At 33.0% G+C, this 20,855-nt stretch carries 20 protein-coding genes; 12 read left to right on the forward strand and 8 right to left on the reverse strand.

The window, feature by feature from the left end:
• Positions 1-14: 14 nt before the first annotated feature.
• Genes LQ598_RS09920 through cysC form a run of 5 tightly spaced genes read left to right on the forward strand, consistent with a single transcriptional unit; the run spans position 15 to position 4,138 of the window.
• Positions 15-755 carry a sirohydrochlorin chelatase gene (locus tag LQ598_RS09920; protein ID WP_107592775.1) on the forward strand — a complete coding sequence of 247 codons (741 nt, stop codon included), beginning with the start codon at positions 15-17 and terminating at the stop codon, positions 753-755.
• Between the two features lie 25 nt (positions 756-780).
• On the forward strand, positions 781-1,413 hold the full coding sequence (locus LQ598_RS09925) for an NAD(P)-binding protein (RefSeq protein ID WP_107592774.1): 633 nt from the start codon (positions 781-783) through the stop codon (positions 1,411-1,413).
• 3 nt (positions 1,414-1,416) lie between these two features.
• Positions 1,417-2,325 (forward strand): sulfite exporter TauE/SafE family protein, encoded by a 909-nt coding sequence (locus LQ598_RS09930; RefSeq protein ID WP_107536653.1) that lies wholly within the window; start codon positions 1,417-1,419, stop codon positions 2,323-2,325.
• A 15-nt stretch (positions 2,326-2,340) separates the two neighbouring features.
• On the forward strand, positions 2,341-3,519 hold the full coding sequence (gene sat, locus LQ598_RS09935; RefSeq protein WP_107536654.1) for a sulfate adenylyltransferase: 1,179 nt from the start codon (positions 2,341-2,343) through the stop codon (positions 3,517-3,519).
• Between the two features lie 19 nt (positions 3,520-3,538).
• Entirely contained in the window at positions 3,539-4,138 is a 600-nt protein-coding gene (gene cysC, locus LQ598_RS09940) for an adenylyl-sulfate kinase (protein WP_016912017.1), read from the forward strand.
• A 362-nt stretch (positions 4,139-4,500) separates the two neighbouring features.
• On the opposite strand, the gene cudC is transcribed toward cysC, so the two are convergent.
• A complete protein-coding gene (cudC, locus tag LQ598_RS09945; protein ID WP_107536656.1) occupies positions 4,501-5,055 on the reverse strand; it encodes a choline uptake/conversion transcriptional regulator CudC in 555 nt (184 codons plus the stop codon).
• Positions 5,056-5,263: 208 nt separating this feature from the next.
• On the opposite strand from cudC, the gene betB reads away from it, so the two are divergent.
• Positions 5,264-6,754, forward strand: coding sequence for a betaine-aldehyde dehydrogenase (gene betB, locus LQ598_RS09950; protein WP_239745470.1), 1,491 nt, complete (start codon positions 5,264-5,266; stop codon positions 6,752-6,754).
• Positions 6,755-6,793: 39 nt separating this feature from the next.
• The gene (betA, locus tag LQ598_RS09955) at positions 6,794-8,476 is read left to right on the forward strand and encodes a choline dehydrogenase (RefSeq protein ID WP_103322355.1); all 1,683 of its coding nucleotides are present in this window, start codon (positions 6,794-6,796) and stop codon (positions 8,474-8,476) included.
• 77 nt (positions 8,477-8,553) lie between these two features.
• Here the strand turns inward: betA and LQ598_RS09960 are convergent, their stop codons facing one another.
• From LQ598_RS09960 to LQ598_RS09975, 4 genes are all read right to left on the reverse strand, one after another.
• On the reverse strand, positions 8,554-9,531 hold the full coding sequence (locus tag LQ598_RS09960; protein WP_103322354.1) for a LacI family DNA-binding transcriptional regulator: 978 nt from the start codon (positions 9,529-9,531) through the stop codon (positions 8,554-8,556).
• A 378-nt stretch (positions 9,532-9,909) separates the two neighbouring features.
• Positions 9,910-11,337: a glycoside hydrolase family 32 protein gene (locus LQ598_RS09965; RefSeq protein ID WP_107592772.1), complete on the reverse strand. Its 1,428-nt coding sequence runs from the start codon at positions 11,335-11,337 to the stop codon at positions 9,910-9,912.
• A 5-nt stretch (positions 11,338-11,342) separates the two neighbouring features.
• On the reverse strand, positions 11,343-12,647 hold the full coding sequence (locus LQ598_RS09970) for an MFS transporter (protein ID WP_107592771.1): 1,305 nt from the start codon (positions 12,645-12,647) through the stop codon (positions 11,343-11,345).
• A gap of 219 nt (positions 12,648-12,866) precedes the next feature.
• Positions 12,867-13,757, reverse strand: a complete 891-nt coding sequence (locus LQ598_RS09975; RefSeq protein WP_107556534.1) for a fructose bisphosphate aldolase — start codon at positions 13,755-13,757, stop codon at positions 12,867-12,869.
• 179 nt (positions 13,758-13,936) lie between these two features.
• On the opposite strand from LQ598_RS09975, the gene LQ598_RS09980 reads away from it, so the two are divergent.
• Complete coding sequence (locus tag LQ598_RS09980; protein WP_103323457.1) at positions 13,937-14,266, forward strand: DUF4889 domain-containing protein; 330 nt, start codon at positions 13,937-13,939, stop codon at positions 14,264-14,266.
• Positions 14,267-14,320: 54 nt separating this feature from the next.
• Here the strand turns inward: LQ598_RS09980 and LQ598_RS09985 are convergent, their stop codons facing one another.
• The 3 genes from LQ598_RS09985 to LQ598_RS09995 are packed head-to-tail and all read right to left on the reverse strand — an operon-like array spanning position 14,321 to position 17,817.
• Entirely contained in the window at positions 14,321-15,724 is a 1,404-nt protein-coding gene (locus tag LQ598_RS09985; protein WP_016912184.1) for a PTS transporter subunit EIIC, read from the reverse strand.
• 21 nt (positions 15,725-15,745) lie between these two features.
• Complete coding sequence (chbG, locus tag LQ598_RS09990) at positions 15,746-16,477, reverse strand: chitin disaccharide deacetylase (RefSeq protein WP_103323456.1); 732 nt, start codon at positions 16,475-16,477, stop codon at positions 15,746-15,748.
• 14 nt (positions 16,478-16,491) lie between these two features.
• A complete protein-coding gene (locus LQ598_RS09995; RefSeq protein WP_107592770.1) occupies positions 16,492-17,817 on the reverse strand; it encodes a family 4 glycosyl hydrolase in 1,326 nt (441 codons plus the stop codon).
• Between the two features lie 133 nt (positions 17,818-17,950).
• Here LQ598_RS09995 and LQ598_RS10000 point away from each other — a divergent pair, with 133 nt between their 5' ends.
• The 4 genes from LQ598_RS10000 (at position 17,951) to LQ598_RS10015 (ending at position 20,642) form a co-directional block, all read left to right on the forward strand.
• Positions 17,951-18,664, forward strand: coding sequence for a GntR family transcriptional regulator (locus LQ598_RS10000; RefSeq protein ID WP_016912181.1), 714 nt, complete (start codon positions 17,951-17,953; stop codon positions 18,662-18,664).
• An 11-nt stretch (positions 18,665-18,675) separates the two neighbouring features.
• Positions 18,676-19,161, forward strand: a complete 486-nt coding sequence (locus LQ598_RS10005) for a GNAT family N-acetyltransferase (RefSeq protein ID WP_107536577.1) — start codon at positions 18,676-18,678, stop codon at positions 19,159-19,161.
• Between the two features lie 125 nt (positions 19,162-19,286).
• Positions 19,287-20,225 carry a mechanosensitive ion channel gene (locus tag LQ598_RS10010; RefSeq protein ID WP_016912179.1) on the forward strand — a complete coding sequence of 313 codons (939 nt, stop codon included), beginning with the start codon at positions 19,287-19,289 and terminating at the stop codon, positions 20,223-20,225.
• A gap of 249 nt (positions 20,226-20,474) precedes the next feature.
• Positions 20,475-20,642, forward strand: a complete 168-nt coding sequence (locus tag LQ598_RS10015; RefSeq protein ID WP_158256827.1) for a hypothetical protein — start codon at positions 20,475-20,477, stop codon at positions 20,640-20,642.
• Positions 20,643-20,855 lie beyond the last annotated feature (213 nt).

A 20,855-nucleotide genomic window follows, 5' to 3' on the forward strand; every position in this document is an offset into this window, starting at 1 on the left:
ACTGGAGGGATACAATGATAGGCGTATTATATGTCAGTCATGGTAGCAGAATTAAAGAGGCGACAGATGAGGCTATTTCTTTTATTGAATCCGTTAAAAAGAAAATAGATATTCCACTACAAGAAATTTGCTTCTTAGAGTTAGCACAACCTGATATTCAGCAAGGTGTAAAAAAATTAATAGACAAAGGTGCTACTGAAATATCTGTTATACCAGTATTATTGCTCAGCGCAGGTCATTATTTTAAAGATATACCTAATGAAATTGACGAAATAAAGAAATCATATCCAGAAGTTACATTTACTTATGGAGAGCCTTTAGGTGTTCAACCAAGATTAACAGCTATTCTTAAAGCGCGCATTGAAGAAACGAATGTTTCACTTAAAGAAGATGTGAAATTGCTTGTTGTAGGAAGAGGAAGTTATAATCCTCAAACTCAAATAGATATATCAGCTATTGGTAATGCATTAAACGAAACGACTGAATTTGAAAATGTAGAAGTTTGTTATTTAGCTGCATGTGAGCCTTCCTTCGAAGATGCGCTACAAAGAGCGTTACAAGCAGAACATTCTCAAATATTTATAGCACCTTATCTCTGGTTCACTGGCGTTTTAGAACGCCATATAGAGAAAACGGTTAAAGAACATAATACGAAAAGTGACATTATCGTATGTGAACATTTAGGTCATCATCCTTCTATACAAGAAGCATTGAAAGACCGTGTACTTGAAACACTTACTACTCAAAAAGTCTGAATATATGATTAAAGGGTGATCTAAATTGGCATATGTTCCTCTCAATATTGATTTAACAAATAAGCAGATTAAAGTCATCGGCGGTGGAAAAATTGCTGAACGAAGAGTGAAAGCCTTGCTCGATAGTGATGCAACGATTCACGTCATCAGCCCAGACCTGACAGCCAATTTATATCAACTTTATCTTGATGAAAAAATAATATGGTATAAAAAATCTTTCGAATCAAAGGATTTGGATAATGCTGAACTTATTATTTCTGCTACAAATCAAGAAGAGGTAAATGATGTTATTAAAAAGTCAGCCCCTATTCATAGTCTGATCAATATGGTCGGAGATGCACAAGGTGGCAACGTTATATTTCCTGGGACATTAAAACGAGGGAAATTACAAATAAGCGTAACTTCAACTGGTGCAAGTCCGAAGTTAGTTAGTAATATTTTGAATGATTTAGATAAGCAATATCCTATTGATTATGCAGAATATGTAGATTTCTTATATGAATGTCGCATAATCATTAAATCATTAGACCTAGAAAAAGCAAAAAAGAATCAATTGTTAGAATCCATTTTATCTGATCAATATTTTGATGAAGATGAACAAGAGAAATTAACAAATTGGTTAAAACGACAACCTAAAAAGAGGGCAAGAGAGGAGTAGCATATGCGAAAACTAACGATATTTGCAATTGTGGGATTTTTAGCTCAATTAATTGATGGTTCTCTCGGGATGGGATTTGGCGCAACTTCATCTTCACTATTATTAACATTTGGTGTTGCCCCAGCAATCGCATCTGCAACAATTCATTTTTCTGAAGTTGCAACGACAGCAGCGTCTGGTATATCACATTTAAAGTTTAAAAACGTAGATAAATCTATCATTTTAAAACTTGCTTTACCAGGTGCAATTACAGGGTTTATAGGTGCGGGTGTGCTTAGTAACCTACATAGTGATTTTATAAAACCATTTATAGCCATATTTTTATTAACGATGGGTGTTTATATTATTTATCAATTTGTGTTTAAAAAACAACAAAACAATAAATTAAACAGTGGTAAGTTATCTGGATTTGTCCTTGTTCCTCAAGGCGCTATTGCAGGATTTTTAGATGCAATAGGTGGAGGAGGCTGGGGTCCAGTTAACACACCTCTATTGCTATCTCAAAATAAAATTGAGCCGAGATATGTGATTGGTACTGTTTCAGCGAGTGAATTTTTTGTAACAATTTCTACTTCGTTAGGGTTTATTATTTTCCTTGGATGGAGTCAAATTAACTTACTACTCGTTGTGGCATTAGCTTTTGGTGGTGTAGTTGCAGCGCCATTCTCAGCTTGGTTAGTGAAAACTTTACCAGTATATGTGCTTGCAGTACTTGTAGGCGGACTAATCATATTTACAAATAGCAGTGTATTATTAGGTAACTTTGTAAGCAATGAAGCAACAATCAACATAGTGAAAATTGGTATTATCGTTGCTTGGTTAGGTCTCGTCTTATTTACACTTTACCAACATAATAAATTTCCTTTCAACATTCAAAATCAAAAATCAAAAGAAGTAGACCAAATTAATTAATAGGAGTGAACATTGATGGTATCAACAACTCAAAAGACTAAAGAAACGATCAAGCCTCATGGTGGCGAATTGATCAATCGTCAAGTTAAAGGTCAAGAAAGAGAACAATTAATTGAAGAAGCGCAATCGTTTCCTAAGTTAACATTAAATCCTTGGAGTTTATCGGATTTAGAACTTATCGCAATTGGTGGTTTCAGTCCGTTAACAGGATTTTTAGGTGAGAAAGATTACGTGAGTGTAGTAGAGAATGTACGCCTAGAAAATGGCTTAGTATGGAGTATTCCAATTACATTGCCAGTTACAGAAGAAGAAGCAAACAACTTTGAAATAGGTTCAAGCATCGCTTTATATGGTGAAGATGATCATCTATATGGTGTGTTAAACCTTGAAGAAAAATATACTTATGATAAATCAAAAGAAGCTCAAAATGTTTATGGCACAACAGATGTCGATCATCCTGGTGTGAAACGTGTTTATGAAAAAGGCAATATATATCTTGCAGGTCCTATTCAACTAGTAGACCGTCCTAAGCATGATGAATTTAGTGATTTCCATTTAGATCCTAGTGAAACGCGTGAATTATTTAAAGAGTTAGGATGGAAAACAGTCGTTGGTTTCCAAACAAGAAATCCTGTTCACCGAGCTCATGAATATATTCAAAAAATAGCACTTGAATCAGTAGATGGTTTACTGTTAAATCCACTTGTAGGTGAAACAAAGTCTGATGATATTTCAGCAGAAATTAGAATGGAAAGTTATCAAGTCATCTTAAAACATTATTATCCTGAAGAAAGAGCGAGACTTGTAATATATCCTGCAGCTATGAGATATGCTGGCCCACGTGAAGCGATTTTACATGCACTAGTACGTAAAAACTATGGTTGTACGCACTTTATTGTCGGTCGTGACCATGCAGGTGTAGGTGATTATTATGGCACTTATGATGCACAAGAATTGATTGCTCAATATGAAGATGAAATCGATATTCAAATCTTTAAATTTGAACATGCATTTTTCTGTACAGTTTGTGAAAACATGACAACTGCCAAAACATGTCCACATGATAAATCCAAGCATGTACATTTAAGCGGAACAAAAGTAAGAGAAAAATTGCGTAACGGTGAGCAATTACCAAAAGAATTCTCTAGACCAGAAGTGGCAGATGTATTAATTAAAGGCTTAAAACAAAACTAATTTCTTTAGGAGTGAAACAATGAGCGCGTCAACAAATATCACATGGCACGATTCAGAAGTAACAAAAGAACAACGACAAGAAAGAAACGGCCATAAAAGCGTCGTTATTTGGTTTACAGGTTTGTCTGGATCAGGGAAATCAACAATTTCAGTTGCTTTAGAAAAAGCATTATTTGAACAACAAATCACATCATATCGTTTAGATGGCGATAATATTCGTCATGGATTAAATCAAAATCTTGGATTTAGTCCAGAAGATAGAAAAGAAAACATTCGACGTATAGGTGAAGTAGGTAAACTTATGGTAGATGCTGGTGTTGTTACGATGACAGCATTTATTTCACCGTATGAAGAAGACCGTAACATCGTAAGAAACATTCTTGAAGACGGAGAATTCATCGAAGTATTTACAAAATGTAGCTTAGACGAATGTGAGACAAGAGATCCTAAAGGACTTTATAAAAAAGCAAGAAATGGTGAGATTAAAGAATTCACTGGCATTAACGCTCCTTATGAAGAACCATCTAATCCGGAGATTGTTATAGATACAGAACACGAAAGCATTGAAGAATCAGTCAATAAAATCGTGTCATACTTAAAAGAAAAGCAATATTTATAAAAAGCTGTTCTTAAAATAAAAGGTCTCTTCATTAGGCTATCGCCTAGAGAAAAGACCTTTTTTATGTTATAAAATCTTACGATTTTGAAAGTGCATGCTTGCCTAGGGGCATGGTTCGAGCCTGTAGTCTCTCACGCATACTATTCCCTCAGGCGTCAGCACTTTGCAAAATCGTAAGGAATATTTATTTTTCTTAAATATTTTCGTTTGTTCTTTTAAGTACATGCTCTATGTTGCAAGACTCGGAAGATATTGTGCGATTCCGATAAAACCCAGCCAAATCGCACGAAGACTCAAAAAAACATCTCATCTCTAGACAGCCTTCTAGAAATGAGATGTTTATTTTTTGAGTATGATGTTTTTTATTGATTTCTACGTTCTGGTATAGGGAAATATTTATATATATCGCCTGTTTTAATGGCATTACTAATATTCGATAACCATTCGTAATAAACTTTATAGTCTTCTAACTGTGTATAAATAATAATGGCTTCTTCTTTAGTTTCTTCATCGACGTCATCTGCATCTATAATTTTTTGTAGCAATACTTCTGCGTCTTTTACAGAATCCATATTAATAGAAATTTCACGATCCCATTTTCTAGAGAAGAAGTTATTAAAGAATATAAAGAAGTCTTTCTCAGCGATAAAATGTTGCTTTCGGCTTCCTCTTGTAAATTGTTGTTTGACGATATCATACTCTTGTAGTTTCTTAACACCAGCGCTCATGCTCGGCTTGCTCATTTGAAGTTGTTCGCGCATTTCATCTAGTGTCATACTACCTTCAAACACCATCGTGCCATATAGATTACCGACGCTTCGGTTGATACCGTATAAATCCATCGTTTCTCCGATTCCATTAATTACGATGTCTTTAGCTTGGTCTAATTGCTTTTTGTAGTTATCTGAACGTACCACTACATACACCTCCAATAATTACTTTAATTGTACCACGAATTCCTATACATTGTAGTGACTTTTCCGCTACATGTCTATTAGTAATACTTGTATAAAGACAAGTTTTAAAAAGACTTTGAAGATTTGACGGGGTTTATATTTATATGCTACCATAAGTTTGTAAAGTTCGTTAAATAAAAATTTAACAAAGTTAACGGAGGTATTTTAAATGAGATATATAGATCGTTTATCTAGACGTCAATTTATAAATGGTGAGTGGGTAGAAGCTTCTAATAAAGCGATTCGCGAAATTATGAATCCATATAATCAAGAAGTTGTAATTTCAGTATCAGAAGGTACTAAAGAAGATGCCGAACAAGCTGTTTTGGCTGCAAGAAAGTCATTTGAAACAGGTGAGTGGTCACATGAGACAAGTGAGAATAGAAGTCAAAAAGTTAGAGCAATAGCAGATTTAATAAAAGAACATAAAGAAGAGCTTGCTGAACTTGAAACGTTAGATACTGGTAAAACGTTAGAAGAATCTTATGCAGATATGGATGATATTCATAACGTATTTATGTATTTCGCTGGATTAGCAGGAAATGACGGTGGTGAAATTATTGAATCACCTATCCCTAATTCAGAAAGTAAAGTTGTTAAGGAGCCTGTTGGTGTTGTTACTCAAATCACACCTTGGAATTATCCATTACTTCAAGCTTCATGGAAAATTGCGCCTGCCCTAGTAACAGGTTGTTCACTCGTTATGAAACCAAGTGAAATTACACCGCTAACAACAATTCGTATATTTGAATTAATGGAGCAAGTTGGTTTTCCAAATGGTGTGATTAACCTCGTGCTAGGTAAAGGTTCAGAAGTTGGTGATGTATTGTCATCTCATAAAGAGGTCGACCTTGTTTCATTTACTGGTGGTATTGAAACTGGTAAGCATATTATGAAACGTGCAGCAGATAACGTGACAAACATTGCACTTGAATTAGGCGGTAAGAATCCTAACATCATCTTTGATGACGCGGATCTAGAATTAGCTGTCGATCAAGCTTTAAATGGTGGTTATTTCCATGCCGGTCAAGTTTGTTCAGCTGGTTCACGCATAATCGTACACAACGATATTAAAGCACAATTTGAATCTGCATTAGTGGATAGAGTTAATAAAATTAAAATTGGCAATGGCTTCGATCAAGAAACTGAAATGGGTCCACTTATCTCTGGTGAGCATCGTGCCAAAGTTGAGAAATATATTGAAGTTGCGAAAGAAGAAGGTACTACAATTGCTGCTGGTGGTAAACGTCCAGATAGAGCAGATTTACAAGATGGTTTCTTCTTTGAACCTACAGTCATTACAAACTGTGATACTTCAATGCGAATTGTTCAAGAAGAAGTATTCGGACCAGTTGTAACGATAGAAGGCTTCTCTACAGAACAAGAAGCAATCGAGCTAGCTAATGATTCAATTTATGGTTTAGCTGGAGGTTTATTTACTCAAGATTTAGCTAAAGCAAACCGTGTAGCAAATAAATTGAAGATGGGTACTGTTTGGATTAATGATTTCCATCCTTACTTTGCACAAGCACCATGGGGCGGATATAAACAATCTGGTATCGGTAGAGAATTAGGTAAAGAAGGTTTAGAGGAATATATCATTTCTAAACATATTTATACAAATATAAATCCTGAACCAGTGAATTGGTTTAGTAAATAAAAACAACAATGATTATGGAAAGCGTAGGAGGATATTAAGATGAAGAAATCTTATGATTATATAATTATCGGTGGCGGAAGTGCCGGTTCAGTATTAGGAAGTCGTTTAAGTGAAGATAAAGATAAGAGCGTTTTAGTATTAGAAGCAGGCAGAAGTGACTATGCTTGGGATTTATTCATTCAAATGCCAGCAGCACTTATGTTTCCATCAGGTAATCGATTCTATGACTGGAAATATGAAACTGAGGGAGAACCTCACATGGGCGGTAGAAAAGTAGCGCATGCAAGAGGTAAAGTATTAGGTGGATCTAGTTCAATCAATGGTATGATTTATCAACGTGGTAACCCTATGGATTATGAAGGATGGGGAGCACCTGAAGGCATGGAAACATGGAAATTCGCAAATTGTCTACCATACTTTAAAAAACTAGAAAAAACTTTTGGAGCAGATAAATCAGATCAATATCGTGGTCATAATGGTCCAATCAAATTGAGAAGAGGTCCTGCAACGAATCCATTATTCCAAGCATTCTTTAATGCAGGTGTTCAAGCTGGTTTCAATAAAACACCAGATGTGAACGGATTTAGACAAGAAGGTTTTGGACCGTTCGATAGTCAAATTCATAATGGTAGAAGAGTTTCAGCTTCACTTGCATACTTAAGACCAGCAATGAAACGTAAAAATTTAACAGTACAAACAAGAGCGTTTGTAACAGAAATTAATTACGAAGGTAGAAAAGCAACTGGTGTTACATTTAAGAAAAATGGTAAGAAACATACAGTAGGAGCTGGAGAAGTCATCTTATCTGGTGGTGCGTTCAATACCCCACAACTATTACAACTTTCAGGTATTGGTGATTCAGAACACTTAAACTCTTTAGGTATTGAAACACGCGTACATTTACCAGGTGTAGGTGAGAACTTCGAAGATCATTTAGAAGTTTATGTTCAACATGCATCTTCTAAACCAGTATCAGAACAACCAAGTTTAAACAAATTCAAAATGCCTTTCATTGGTTTACAATGGATATTTGGTCGTAAAGGACCAGCAGCAAGTAACCATTTTGAAGGTGGAGGATTTGTTAGGTCAAATGATACCGTAGAATATCCAAATCTCATGTTCCACTTCTTACCGCTTGCAGTACGTTACGACGGACAAAAAGCAGATGCGAAACATGGTTTCCAAGTTCATATTGGACCTATGTACTCTAACTCAAGAGGTAGCTTGAAAATTAAATCAAAAGACCCATTCGTAAAACCTAAAATTCGCTTTAACTATTTATCTACAAAAGAAGATGAACAAGAGTGGATTGAAGCGATCAAAGTAGCAAGAAACATCTTAACTCAACCAGCCTTAGCACCATATAATGACGGAGAAATATCTCCAGGGCCTTCAGTCCAAACAGACGAAGAAATTTTAGATTGGGTTAAGAAGGATGCAGAAACAGCATTGCACCCATCATGTAGTGCTAAAATGGGACCAGCATCAGACCCAATGGCTGTTGTTGACCCAGAAACAATGAAAGTACACGGCATGGAAAACTTAAGAGTCGTTGACGCATCAGCAATGCCACGTACAACAAATGGTAATATCCATTCGCCAGTACTGATGTTAGCAGAAAAAGCGGCAGATATTATTAGAGGTAAAAAACCTTTAGAGCCAGAAGAAATAGATTACTATAAACATGGCGTACATCCTAAAGATGCAGGCATTATGAAATAATATAAATTTTAAATGATTGAATTATATAAAAAATCACCCTATCCAAAGTGAATTCTAATGGATAGGGTGGTTTTTGTTTAACTTGTACTGCCTTCCCACAGGGTAACAGGGAGGATATATTCTTTTAATGTTTCTTTGCTTTCTAATCTATCATTCAATACTTCAATGGCTTTTGATGATATTTGATTGATAGGTTGAATAATAGTCGTTAACTCTGGGAAAATGGTACGCATGAGTTGTGTGCCATCATACCCTATGAGTAATATATCTTCTGGTATTTTTTTATTGAAATTTTTAGCGAGTTTCATGATGATTGCAGCATCTAAATCATTTGATGAAAATATAGCTTCAATATCGGGTTGCTCTTCAAACATGCGATTGAATATTTGAATTTTATCTTTATAAGGTATATTGAAGTCGACCGTATAACAAATGGGTTCTAGATTATATTTTTCCATAGTATCTTCATATGCATTGCGGCGTCTTTGAGCGGGTGTGTTAAGATAATCTGGTCCTGCAATATGTATGATCTTTCTAGCGCCTTTATCAATTAATCTTTGTGTTGCGATTTGCCCACCTAAGTAGTTATCTGATTCTATAATAGGAATATCTTCGTTCATAATTTGGTCAATTGCAACGATAGGTAAATTATCATTTTTATATTGTTGAATGTTGCGGTTATGAGTACCAACAATGAGTCCATCTACTTGATTAGATAGCAGTTGGTTTAAATAGTTTGTTTCTTTTTCAGGGTCATTCATAGAATTACCTATAATGACTTTATAACCTTGTAAGTAAAGTTTCTTTTCTAATTCCTCAACGAGTTCTCCAAAAAATGGATTCGTTACTGTAGGGAATATTAAACCTATAATTTGAGTCTTTTTGTTATATAGTTGTCGTGCTACAGTGTTAGGTTGATAATTTAATTTTTCCATAGCATCATAAACTTTATCGATTGTTTCTTGGCTTAAGTAGCCTCGTTTATTCAATACTCTAGAAACAGTTGTCTTTGAAACATTCGCTAATTTGGCAACATCATCTAATTTAGGTTTCATTTTAAATTCCCCTCGATTCAGTATTTAAGCTATTAATCATCATTATATCAAAAATCAATATAACTTCATTAAATACAGGTCAACACAACAAAACCAAAATAAAAAGATCTCTTCATTAGGTTTTAAACTAGTGAAGAGATCTTTTAATTGTTTTAAAAGTCTTACGATTTTGAAAGTGCATGCTTGCCTAGGGGTATGGTTCGAGCCTGTAGTCTCTCTCTTATACTATTCCCTCAGGCGTCAGCACTTTACAAAATCGGGAGGGATATCGTTTATTATGCTAAATTTATAGATTTATGTTCTACTGTTCTGAATTGTAGTCTTCAGAAAGTGTATGCTTGCCTAAGGCTATGGTTAGGACCTCATGAGAGGTGACTATTAATATTGCATTGCTTTTTCATTTAGTTGATATAGATCGTAATTTGTTGCAACGCCATCAGAGGCATTTATCCAAACTTGTGGAACGTCTTCAGTATAATAGCGTTCTGTAAATACAGCTTCTCCTCCATTAATAAATATTTCTACTGAACTTTTATCAATGAATATTTGTAGTTCCACTGTGTTTTTAGCTGAGATTAGTGCAAATCGTGAGTCGTCTTTGTCTGGACGGTATAGTTTAAATTCATTTGTTTGATTATCATAATTTAAAGATAATAATAATTGGTTAGACGCATCTTTTAATTCGAATGAAGTTGTTATCTCTTTTCTTTCTTCAAACTTATGTTCTAAGTTCACTTCTATATGTGAAGATTGTTTTGATAATAATGTAGCCTCTTCTAAATATATATGTCCGGAATCCAATGTCTGAGTTCTAAGTTCCTTTAATTCATCGACAGGTTTCATATATAAATGATTATCGAGCAATACAAGTTCTCTTGGTAAAGTTAAAGCACCAGCCCATCCATCCTCTTTTTCAGGCATAGGACTTTCCCACATAGCCATCCAACCAATTAGAATTCTTCGGCCATCAGGTGTAGTTGTAGTTTGTGCAGCATAAAAATCATGACCATAATCTAACTCTATAAATCTATCATGACTAAATGTGGTCTTCTCTTCATTTAAATGTCCCAGGAAATAACCTGTTTGGAATAAATTTAAATATTCTTTTCCTTGCTGTTCAATCCCTTGAGGAGAGCATAATAAAATATCTTTATTATTTAATGAGAAGAAGTCTGGACATTCCCACATAAATCCTTCCTTTTCTATGCTTTCAGATTTGGCTATATCACCAATATAATCCCATTCCTTTAAATTATCAGATTGATACAGAATGACTCTGCCTAATCCATCTTTTCCTTGGCTTCCAAGAATCATGTAGTATTTACCGTTATCTTCCCAAACTTTAGGATCTCTGAAATGATGTGTATTGTCTTCAGGCTCTGATTCGATAATTGGGTTATTTTCATACTTTGTAAAATTCACACCATCTGTACTATATGCCATATTTTGATTTTGCCAAAAATGGTCTGGATCATTGTCTCCATAATAATGATGACCAGTATAAAACAAGTATAAAGTATCATCTTTAACAATTGCACTGCCTGAGAAACATCCATCTTTATCTTCTGTAGAACCTGGTGTTAATGCTATCGGCAAGTCTTCCCAATGTACTAAATCTTTACTTCGAGCATGTCCCCAATGCATTGGTCCCCATTCAGGACTATACGGATAATGTTGATAAAAGATATGATAATACTCATTAAAATAGCAGAAGCCATTTGGGTCGTTAATCCAACCAGATTTAGGCATAACATGATAACCGAGTCTATAGCGGTCATTAGTAATTTGAATTTGTTCGTTAGTCATTTTATTCACACTTCCTTTTCTTGTATTTTATTTTGACGAATGAAAGGATCGCCGTTTACATCTTCATCGTCTTTCTTTAATGCAACTACAGCAAATAAACCAGCTAAACCAGCGATTCCGGCAATTATTAAGAATGTTTGATTGTACCCGATATGATCTCGCATAGTTCCAAGAGGTGTAGATAATATAACTTGCCCAATTTGTGCAGCTATTTGAAAACCTATCATATATAACGTTGCAGATAATTTAGGATTAAAGTGCAACGTTATGTATCTAAACATTGGTAACATAAATAATGGAACTTCAATAGCATGCATCATTTTGATCATTGAAACAGCAATAGGATTGTAGAATAGTCCACTTAAACCAATTCTAGCTACCATGAAAGCAACAGCTAAAAGTAGAGTGTTTTTAACACCTACCTTAAACATAACGATAGGAATAACACCCATCATGAGCGCTTCAAAAAATACTTGAATTGAGTTTAAAGTTCCATACATTTGTTGTCCTACTTCAGGTGATGCGAATAATTTAGTATAAAAATCTGGGAACATTTGTTGATCATAAATTGTGTAGAATGACATAGTAAATGTTATAAAAATAATAATAATCCATAAATGAGATAATTTTAGTAATGAAAGCATCTCTTTAAAACTCGGAATAGCTGAGTCTGTTTCATCATTAGCAATTTCACTTTTAGCTATATTTTCAGTTTTAGGTTTCCACAAAATAAGATTTAACAATAATACCAAACCTAATAAAGAACCAACCCAAAAATTATATTCAGGATTTTTCACAAATAAGAAACCAGCAACTAACGCTGAAACTGCGTAACCGAAAGATCCCCAAGCACGAGCTTGTCCATATTTAAAGTCGAAAAATCTACTAAACCTTTCCGAAACAGCTTCGTAAATACCCGCTGCTGCCAGAAAACCAGATGATAAAAATAATGAACCTACAAAAATACCTGCGATAAAATGACTCTGTATTAAAGGTCCATAAATCCATACGAAGAAAGGACCTACTAATAAAGACATAGTTGCACAAAATATTAATAAAGATCGCTTAATGACGAGTCTATCTTGAAGAATGCCATAAAGAAACATCAAGAATAGAGTAGTGAGGGAGTTAGCAGAATAAATCGTTCCAACTTCACTCCCGGATAATCCGAGACCATTTTTTTCAGAAGTTAACCAAATTTGGAAGAAAGACCACCAAATTGACCATGAAGCAAAAAACAGTAATAAAGTAAACGAAGATTGCAAATAAGACTTGTTCTTAAGCGGTTGTAAATAGTTGCTGAAACTCAATTGTAAAACCTCCTTTTATTTTTGTAAGGGCTTTCTTATTGAGAATTGTATATTTAAAATAAACATATGTCAACCGGTTAACATATCAATTTTACTCATAAAGAGTTATTTATCGCTTGGAATATGGTGTTTATATAATATAATGTATTAATTAAAAAAAGAAAAAAGCATCAATCCATTTGAAATGGATTGATGCTTTTAAATTAAACGTTGAATTTATTAATTCTTATTCACTGAAGCGTCATAGATAGAATCTACAGCGTCTTGTAAGCCGCTATCAAATTCTTCTGCTGATTGTCCTGCGAATAGGTCAGTTACTAATGCGCGTGAGAAGCTTGCGATAAGATTGTCATTTTCTTTCAATAATTCGTTTGCTTTCTCTCTAGAGTAACCGCCTGATAATGCTACGACACGAACGACGTTAGGGTGTTCGATTAATGATTTATATTGATTTGGTTTTGTTGGAATTGTTAATTTCAACATTACGTATTGATCTTCATTTAATTTATCTAATTCTTTAGCAATTTCATCTTTTAAGATGTCTTCGATTGCTTCTTTATCTTTAGCGTTAATGTTAACTTCAGGCTCAATAATTGGAGCTAATCCTGCTTCGATGATTTGTTTACCAATTTCAAATTGTTGTTCTACGACTTTAGCGATAGCATCTTTATTAGCTTCTAAGATGTTTGAACGCATTTTAGTACCAAATACGTTACGTTCTTTAGCACGTTTTAGTAATTCGTCTAAACCTGGAATAACTTTCATTAATTGAACGCCGTTTTCTTCATCAGCAAGTCCTTTGTCGACTTTTAAGAAAGGTACAATACCTTTATCTGCTAAGTAATCAGAAGTATATTTTCCTTCTACTTCACGGTCCATTGTTTGTTCAAATAAAATGGCACCTAATATTTTTTCTGAACTAAAAGCTGGTGATGTAATAATACGTGTTCTCATTTCATGAACAAGCGTATACATTTCATCTTCATTGCTGTATTGATTTTCTTCGATACCGTAATCTTTAAGAGCTTTCGGAGTACTACCACCACTTTGATCTAGTGCAGCTATAAAACCTTTACCATTTTTTATTTTTTCAAATTGTTCTTGGTTCATTTTTTCCACTCCTTTAGATATTATTCACTTATTAGTATGATGATTTTTAGTTTTTATCGCAAGTCATACAACTTTTTAAGTTATTAAGCGTAAAATTATGTCGAATTTAAGAAGATTGGCTTACTTTCGTTTCATAAATAGGCCATACGTTTTATGATGTAGGTTAGGGAGGATTCTCAATGAATAAAAAATCAGCAATATTACTAATCAGTGGCTTAGCAGTTCTTGCAATTGCAATGGCAGCACTATTATTATTCTCAACACAAAAAAGCACATACTACGGCTACATGGAGAATGGTACAACAGCAGAAAAAGTAGTAAGTGAGAAAAATAATGAAGTAACAGAAAGTGTTAAAGTTGAACCAACGAAGGATTTCAAACCTAAAAAAGGTGACTTCGTTAAACTTATCTCAAATGATGATGGGAAAACATTTTATAAAAAAGAAGTGGTTACACACGATGATATACCACACGGCTTAATGATGAAAATACATGAAATGGATATGTAATATCTAAAGATAAAAGCTACCACAATTTTTAAAATTGTCGGTAGCTTTTATTATTTAAGTATTCTCTATTTCTTTATTAAATTCTTTAACAAGTTTAGTAACTTCTGGACCTATGATGATTTGAGCATTATGTTTATCTATTATAACAACACCATGAGCGCCAGTTTGCATAATTTTGTCTTTATTAATTAATGAAGTATCTCTAAGTTCTAACCTTAATCTAGTAATGCAATTTTCATATTCTATAACATTATCTTTAGTACCAATGTTTTCTAATATTTTTTTAGACATGTATCGGTACTGATTGTGTGTTAAAGATAAATCTTTCTCTTCGTCAGATTTTTCTTCATCAAAATTACTTTCTTCTATTTGACCTATGATCGGAACGTTTCTGTTAATGATATAGAAGTAAAATGTAACAAAGTAAAGTATGAAGAAACCTATTCCTACTGGTATAATCATCCAACCCTTATCTGATAATCCTAAATTCAACACATAGTCTATAATACTACCACCCCATGAGAAACCTTCTCTAATGTGTAGGTAGTATAAGGTCATTCCGGCTAAACCAGTATATACAGAATGTATAAAGTATAAAAATGGTGAAGTGAATAAGAATGTAAATTCGATAGGCTCAGTTATACCAGCAACTATTGCAGTGAAACTACCTGATCCCATAAGTGCTTTTGTATTTTGTTTATTGTATTTTGCAGCTTTTGAAATAGCTAAAGCAATGGCAGGTACGCCAAACATAATCGATACAAAATATCCACTTAAGAAATAACCTGCTGTTGGGTCACCATTTAAGAATCTTGTAACTTCACCATGAACCACTTCTCCACCAGACGTTTTGAAATCTCCCAATCCAAAGTAAATATAAGTGTTTAACACATGATGTAAGCCAAATGGAAGTAAAAATCTATTTAAAAATCCATTTATAAATACGCCTAACCCTCCTAATGTGACAAGGCTTTGAGCTAACCAATCAATTGATGATTGAGCATAAGGCCAAACTAAGAAGCTTATTCCCGTTACTGGTAGCATAAGTAATATAATCATGGTAATAGGGAAGTTCTCTCCAGAAAAGAAAGAGAAGACTTTCGGTAACTCAACATCTTTAAATTTATTGTAAACCCAAGCTGCAAGTAAGCCTGAAATGAGACCCCCAAACACACTCATATTCAAATCAGAATCAAGTATATTCAATCCTTCTTTTAGAATCGATATTGCTATAAAACCTGTTAGAGCAGGAATCCCTCTATCTTTAGTTTTTGATAATCCCATTGCTATCCCGATTGCTATAAGAATATCTATATTATTAAAAATTGCTCCTGATGCTTGAAATAGTTTCCAGTCCAATAAATCTTCGGAACTGATTCTAAAAAGTATACCTGCTGCTGGCAAAGCTACTATTGGAATAAGCATGGATCTACCAAGCTTTTGTAAGAATCTCATCATAACAAATGTCCCCCTTTGACATTACAAATCAGAATAATTGATTAAAGTTATTCCATTTATTTCATTAAATATTTCCTTCGCATGTTCACTTGTTAAAAAATCTAATTCTTCAATTCTTGGCATGACAAAAGATGAATGGTCTCTTAAAAACTTATCTATATATGCTGGGTGACACATGATTTCAATTGAATCATATTTTTTGTATTTGTCTTTAATAACTTCTAAAGAATTTAAAATAATTTCAGGGTGATATTCAAAGTAATCGACCATTTTATATTGGGAGTATTTATTTTTATTTTCTAAATTATTTCTTATAGGAAGTTGATATTCAGTTGCTAATTTTAAAAATACAGGCAGTATTAGCTCCAAATTATTAACATGATGATGACTATCAAGATGAGTGGGTGTTAAACCTGTTGATAAAAACTTTTCTATTTGGGCTTTCCATTCATCATATAATTCATTTACATCAATGTAATATTTTTGATCATAATGAGATATATTTCTAAAATCACCATTGCTATCTACTAAACTATATAAGTTTTTAGTTAGTGGCTTCCCACACGTTAAGGCTAGGTGAATACCAACCCCTAAACCTGGATTAGCTTTGGCTAATTTGATTGCATGTGTAAACCCAGGCATATTTGTTAGGCACGTTGTGGAAGTGAGTATACCATTCTTATAAGCATCGATAATTCCGTAATTCACACCATTTGAATATCCGAAATCATCTGCATTTATGATAACTTTCATATTTTATTCTCCTTCTAGTTCAAATTAGGCCAGTATTCTTTATTAGCTTCAAATAAATCGTTTAAAACATTTTTAGCTTTGTTTGTATCAATGACAGTTCTGTTTAAAACGAGCGCTTGTAATAATTTGTTATAGTCGTTTTCAAAATAAGCTTCTACGACTAATTTTTCATAAGCATATTGATTTTCTAACAGTCCTTTATAAAATGTGGGAATTTCACCTACTTTAAAATGTTCTGCACCATTTTTCCCAAGCAGAGCAGGGACTTCTACGAGAGCATCACTTGGAAGATTAGGAATGATCCCTTCATTTCTTGTTATTATGATAAATCTTTCTTTCAAATGATGTACAAGTGAAGCGGCAATACGGATCATGTATACACCGTGAATATCTCCTGAAATATCAATGTTTTCAGTATTATTTTGATTGATGATAGTGTCACAATCGTTAAACACTTCTTTTTCACGGCCGTTTATAACTTGTCTAGCTCGAGTGTTATTTGCAGATTCCTTTTGAGACAGTTGATTAGGGTAAAGATAATACTGTAAATATGTGTTTGGTAAATACTCCTCGAAATCCTGTACCATTTGTTTTGCTTGCTTAAAGGTTGATTGCCAAGATGGATCATTAGCAATTAATTTGTCTGTCGGTTTAAAGTCATTATTTTTTATAAGGTGTTTTAGTTCTGAAGTGTAATCATGACCATATTTATTTCGGATTTTTGTAAACCAACCAAAATGATTCAATCCAAAATAATCAGCTTCTAAATTCCATACGTCTTCATCCAATATATCTGCGTAACTTTTCATAATTGCGATAGGCATATCACATATATTTAATAGGCGATTATCATCAGGAAAAACTTTATCTAATGCCAATCCAACTATCGCTGCAGGATTTGTATAATTTAAAACCCAAGCTTCTTTATTAATTGAACGAATATCTTTAACAAGTTGAATCATATCTGGTATTGATCTCAAACCGTAAGACATACCTCCAGCTCCACAAGTTTCTTGTCCAACTAAACCATGTTGAATAGGAATTTGTTCATCTAATTCTCTCATTAGCAAACCACCCGTTCTTATTTGAACGAATATGATGTCAGCATCTTTAAAAGCTGTTGATTGATTAGAAGTATATTCAAACTTTTCTAATGAAGGGTAATGTTCTTTTAATAAAATATTTGCAGCTTTTCCTATCTTTTCTTGACGAGAAATATCTGTATCATATAACGTAATCTCGCTTAGTGGCAGGTGATTGGCTTCTTCAATTAAACTCATTAAAATACCTAAAGTATAAGTGCTTCCGCCACCCACAATTGTTAATTTACTTTTTTTCATTATTTTGTAACCCCTTTCACGTGTATTATACAATATGTATGTTAAAAATCAATACAAATATAATACATATTTATAATGTGTATGTTTTTTGAGTTAGAAGTGTTAAAATAAAATGTGAAAGTGAGGGGTTTTTATGAGTGATAAGAAAATGCCTTTATATCAAGAAATCATGAAAAATATTCAGGATTACATAAAAAGTCAAAGTCTTGAACATGGAGACGTTATACCGACAGAAAAGACTTTGTCGGAAAAATATAAAGTGAGTAGAGTGACTGTTCGGAAAGCTATCTCTAAATTAATAGACAAAGAAATATTGTATAGTGTTAAAGGTAGTGGAACGTATGTAGCTTTTCCTAAATTTGAACATAATTTATTTAAACTACAAGGATTTACTGAAGAGATGCAGCCATTTCATGATTCAATTAAAAATGAGGTATCAGAATTTAGTCTTATTAAACCTAATGCGCAAATACAAGAAATACTCAATATTAGCAATGATGAAAAAGTATATAATATTAAAAGAATTAGGAAATTAAATGGCGAAGCTTTGATTATAGAAAATGCATATATACCATTTGAGTTATTTCCGGATTTGTCTATTGAAGCAATGACCAAATCAAAATATGGATATTTAAAAGAAAAAGGGTATGCTATTAAAAAAAGAGTAGAAGAGTTTGTACCTAAATTGCCAAATAAAGATACAATGGAGATTTTTAACATTGATTCTAATACACCATTATTAGAGTTAAAAGCACATTCAATATTAAATAATGATGAAATATTTGAATACTCCGAAGTGTTGTATCATCCTAAAAAATATAAATTCAAATTAGAATTATCAAGATAAGGGGTGAGTATATGATTATTAGAGACAAAAAAGAGTCAGATATTGAAACGTTAGCTAAAGTTCATTTTGAGTCTTGGATATCTACATATAAAGGGATTGTTTCAGATAGTTATTTAGATAGTTTAACGTTACAATCGTATATTGAAAAACATCGTATTTTTAATGCGCCGTGTATTGTAGCTGAAATTGATGGCGAAGTGGTTGGATTCTTAATGTATAGCAAAGATAAAGATGAAGATACGAGCGACAAATGTGGTGAAATTATGGTGATCTATTTATTGCCGGCATTTCAACACAAAGGTATAGGCACATGTTTAATGCAAGAAGCAGAAAAACGTATGAAATCGGAATATGATCAATTAAGTCTGTGGGTGTTAGAGGATAATATACCTACTGTTAAATTTTATGAAAAAATGGGATTCAAAAAAGATGGTAAGTATGAGCTTGAAGAACTTGGAAATGTTTTACGTGAAACGCGAATGATTAAAAATTTATAAGACACATGACATAGAAAAAGGTGACAATATTAATGTCATCTTTTTTTGATTTTTACTTAATATTAATAAAAATATGATTAGTATTATTATACTAGGGTAACATATCAAGAAAGGAGGAATTAAATATGAGTAAAATTACAGATTCGCTTTTTAGTGCCTTAGATAGCATTATTGCTTTTATACCAAACTTGATTAGTGCAATTATATTATTAATTGTAGCTTGGTTAATCGCAGTAATTGTTAAGACGATTATTGTGAAAGGTTTAAGTGCAATTGGTTTCGAAAAATGGTTAGAGAAAAAGGGGTTAACAGAAGCAGGAAGTGGAAAATCAGAATCTGAAGGATTAATTCAGACATTTGGTAAATTAGCTTACTTCATTATATTCTTGTTATTCTTACCATCAGTGTTTGATGCATTAAATATGACATCTGTATCAACACCTATTAAGAACATGATGGGTAGTGTATTAGACTTCTTACCTAGAATTATTGTTGCGGTTGTAATATTAGTAGTAGGTTTATTTATCGCAAAAGTATTAGGTACATTAGTTAAAAACTTATTAACAAATTTAAATGTTAGTAAATACAACCACTATGTAAACTTTGGTGACAATAAAGAAAGTATTGATATTCCTTCAGCTGCAGGCTGGGTGATTTCAACAATTATTGGATTATTCTTCATTGTTGAATCATTAAATACAGTTAATTTAGAAGTATTAAACACAATCGGTGAAGCAATTATCGGCTACTTACCATTAGTAATTTCAGGAGCAATCATCTTACTAATTGGTTTCATTGGTGGTAACTTGTTATCTAAATTAATTAAGAGATCAACAGGTAACGCATTTGTTTCAGAAATTGTGAAGTACTTAGTAATCATTGTTTCAGTATTTATGACTTTAGATCAATTAAACTTTGCTCAAAGTATTGTTAATGTAGCATTCTTACTTATCTTAGGTGCAGTAGCAGTAGCATTTGCTATCTCATTCGGTATCGGTGGTAAGTCGTTTGCAGAAAAAACATTAGCGAAAATAGAGCGTAAAGCTGAATCAAACGATAAATAATATGTTTGTATAAAGAACAGTTTGGGATATAAATACCCATTATCAAAATAAAGATCTCTTCATTAGGTTAGGAACTATATCCTTAAAATGGTAACTTAATAAAAATACTATTTTCTAGGCTGCTAATTCCCTATATTTTATAGGGAATTAGCAGCCTAGTTTTTGTTGGATGATAACTTCATTATTTAAATTAATATTGGTTAATGGTATTGTTTGATTTGCTAATAATATCAAAAAAGGAGGAATTCTATGTCAATAATCTTATTATTCCTAGGGGTTCTATCAATTTCTTTATTAATATTTGGTTTCTTAAAATCTAATAATTTTATTAAATATCTTGGTTTCATAATACTATTTTTAATAGTATTTATAGTTGTATATTTTCTGTTTTTAACACCTCCAGAAAATTTAAAATAGTGATGAATTAATAGATTAACTAGAAAAGGTCATTTAATAATGTACGCTTTTGATTGTTTAAGTATGTACAAAAATGTCCTGGATTAACTATGGAATAAACTCACGACATGGACAATGTCTTGGATTAACTCCGGAATAAACTCACGACATAGGCGAAGTCTTGGATTAACTGCAGACTTAACTCACGATATGGGCGAAGTCTTGGATTAACTC

Source organism: Mammaliicoccus sp. F-M27 (assembly GCF_022387115.1).
GTDB lineage: Bacteria > Bacillota > Bacilli > Staphylococcales > Staphylococcaceae > Mammaliicoccus > Mammaliicoccus vitulinus.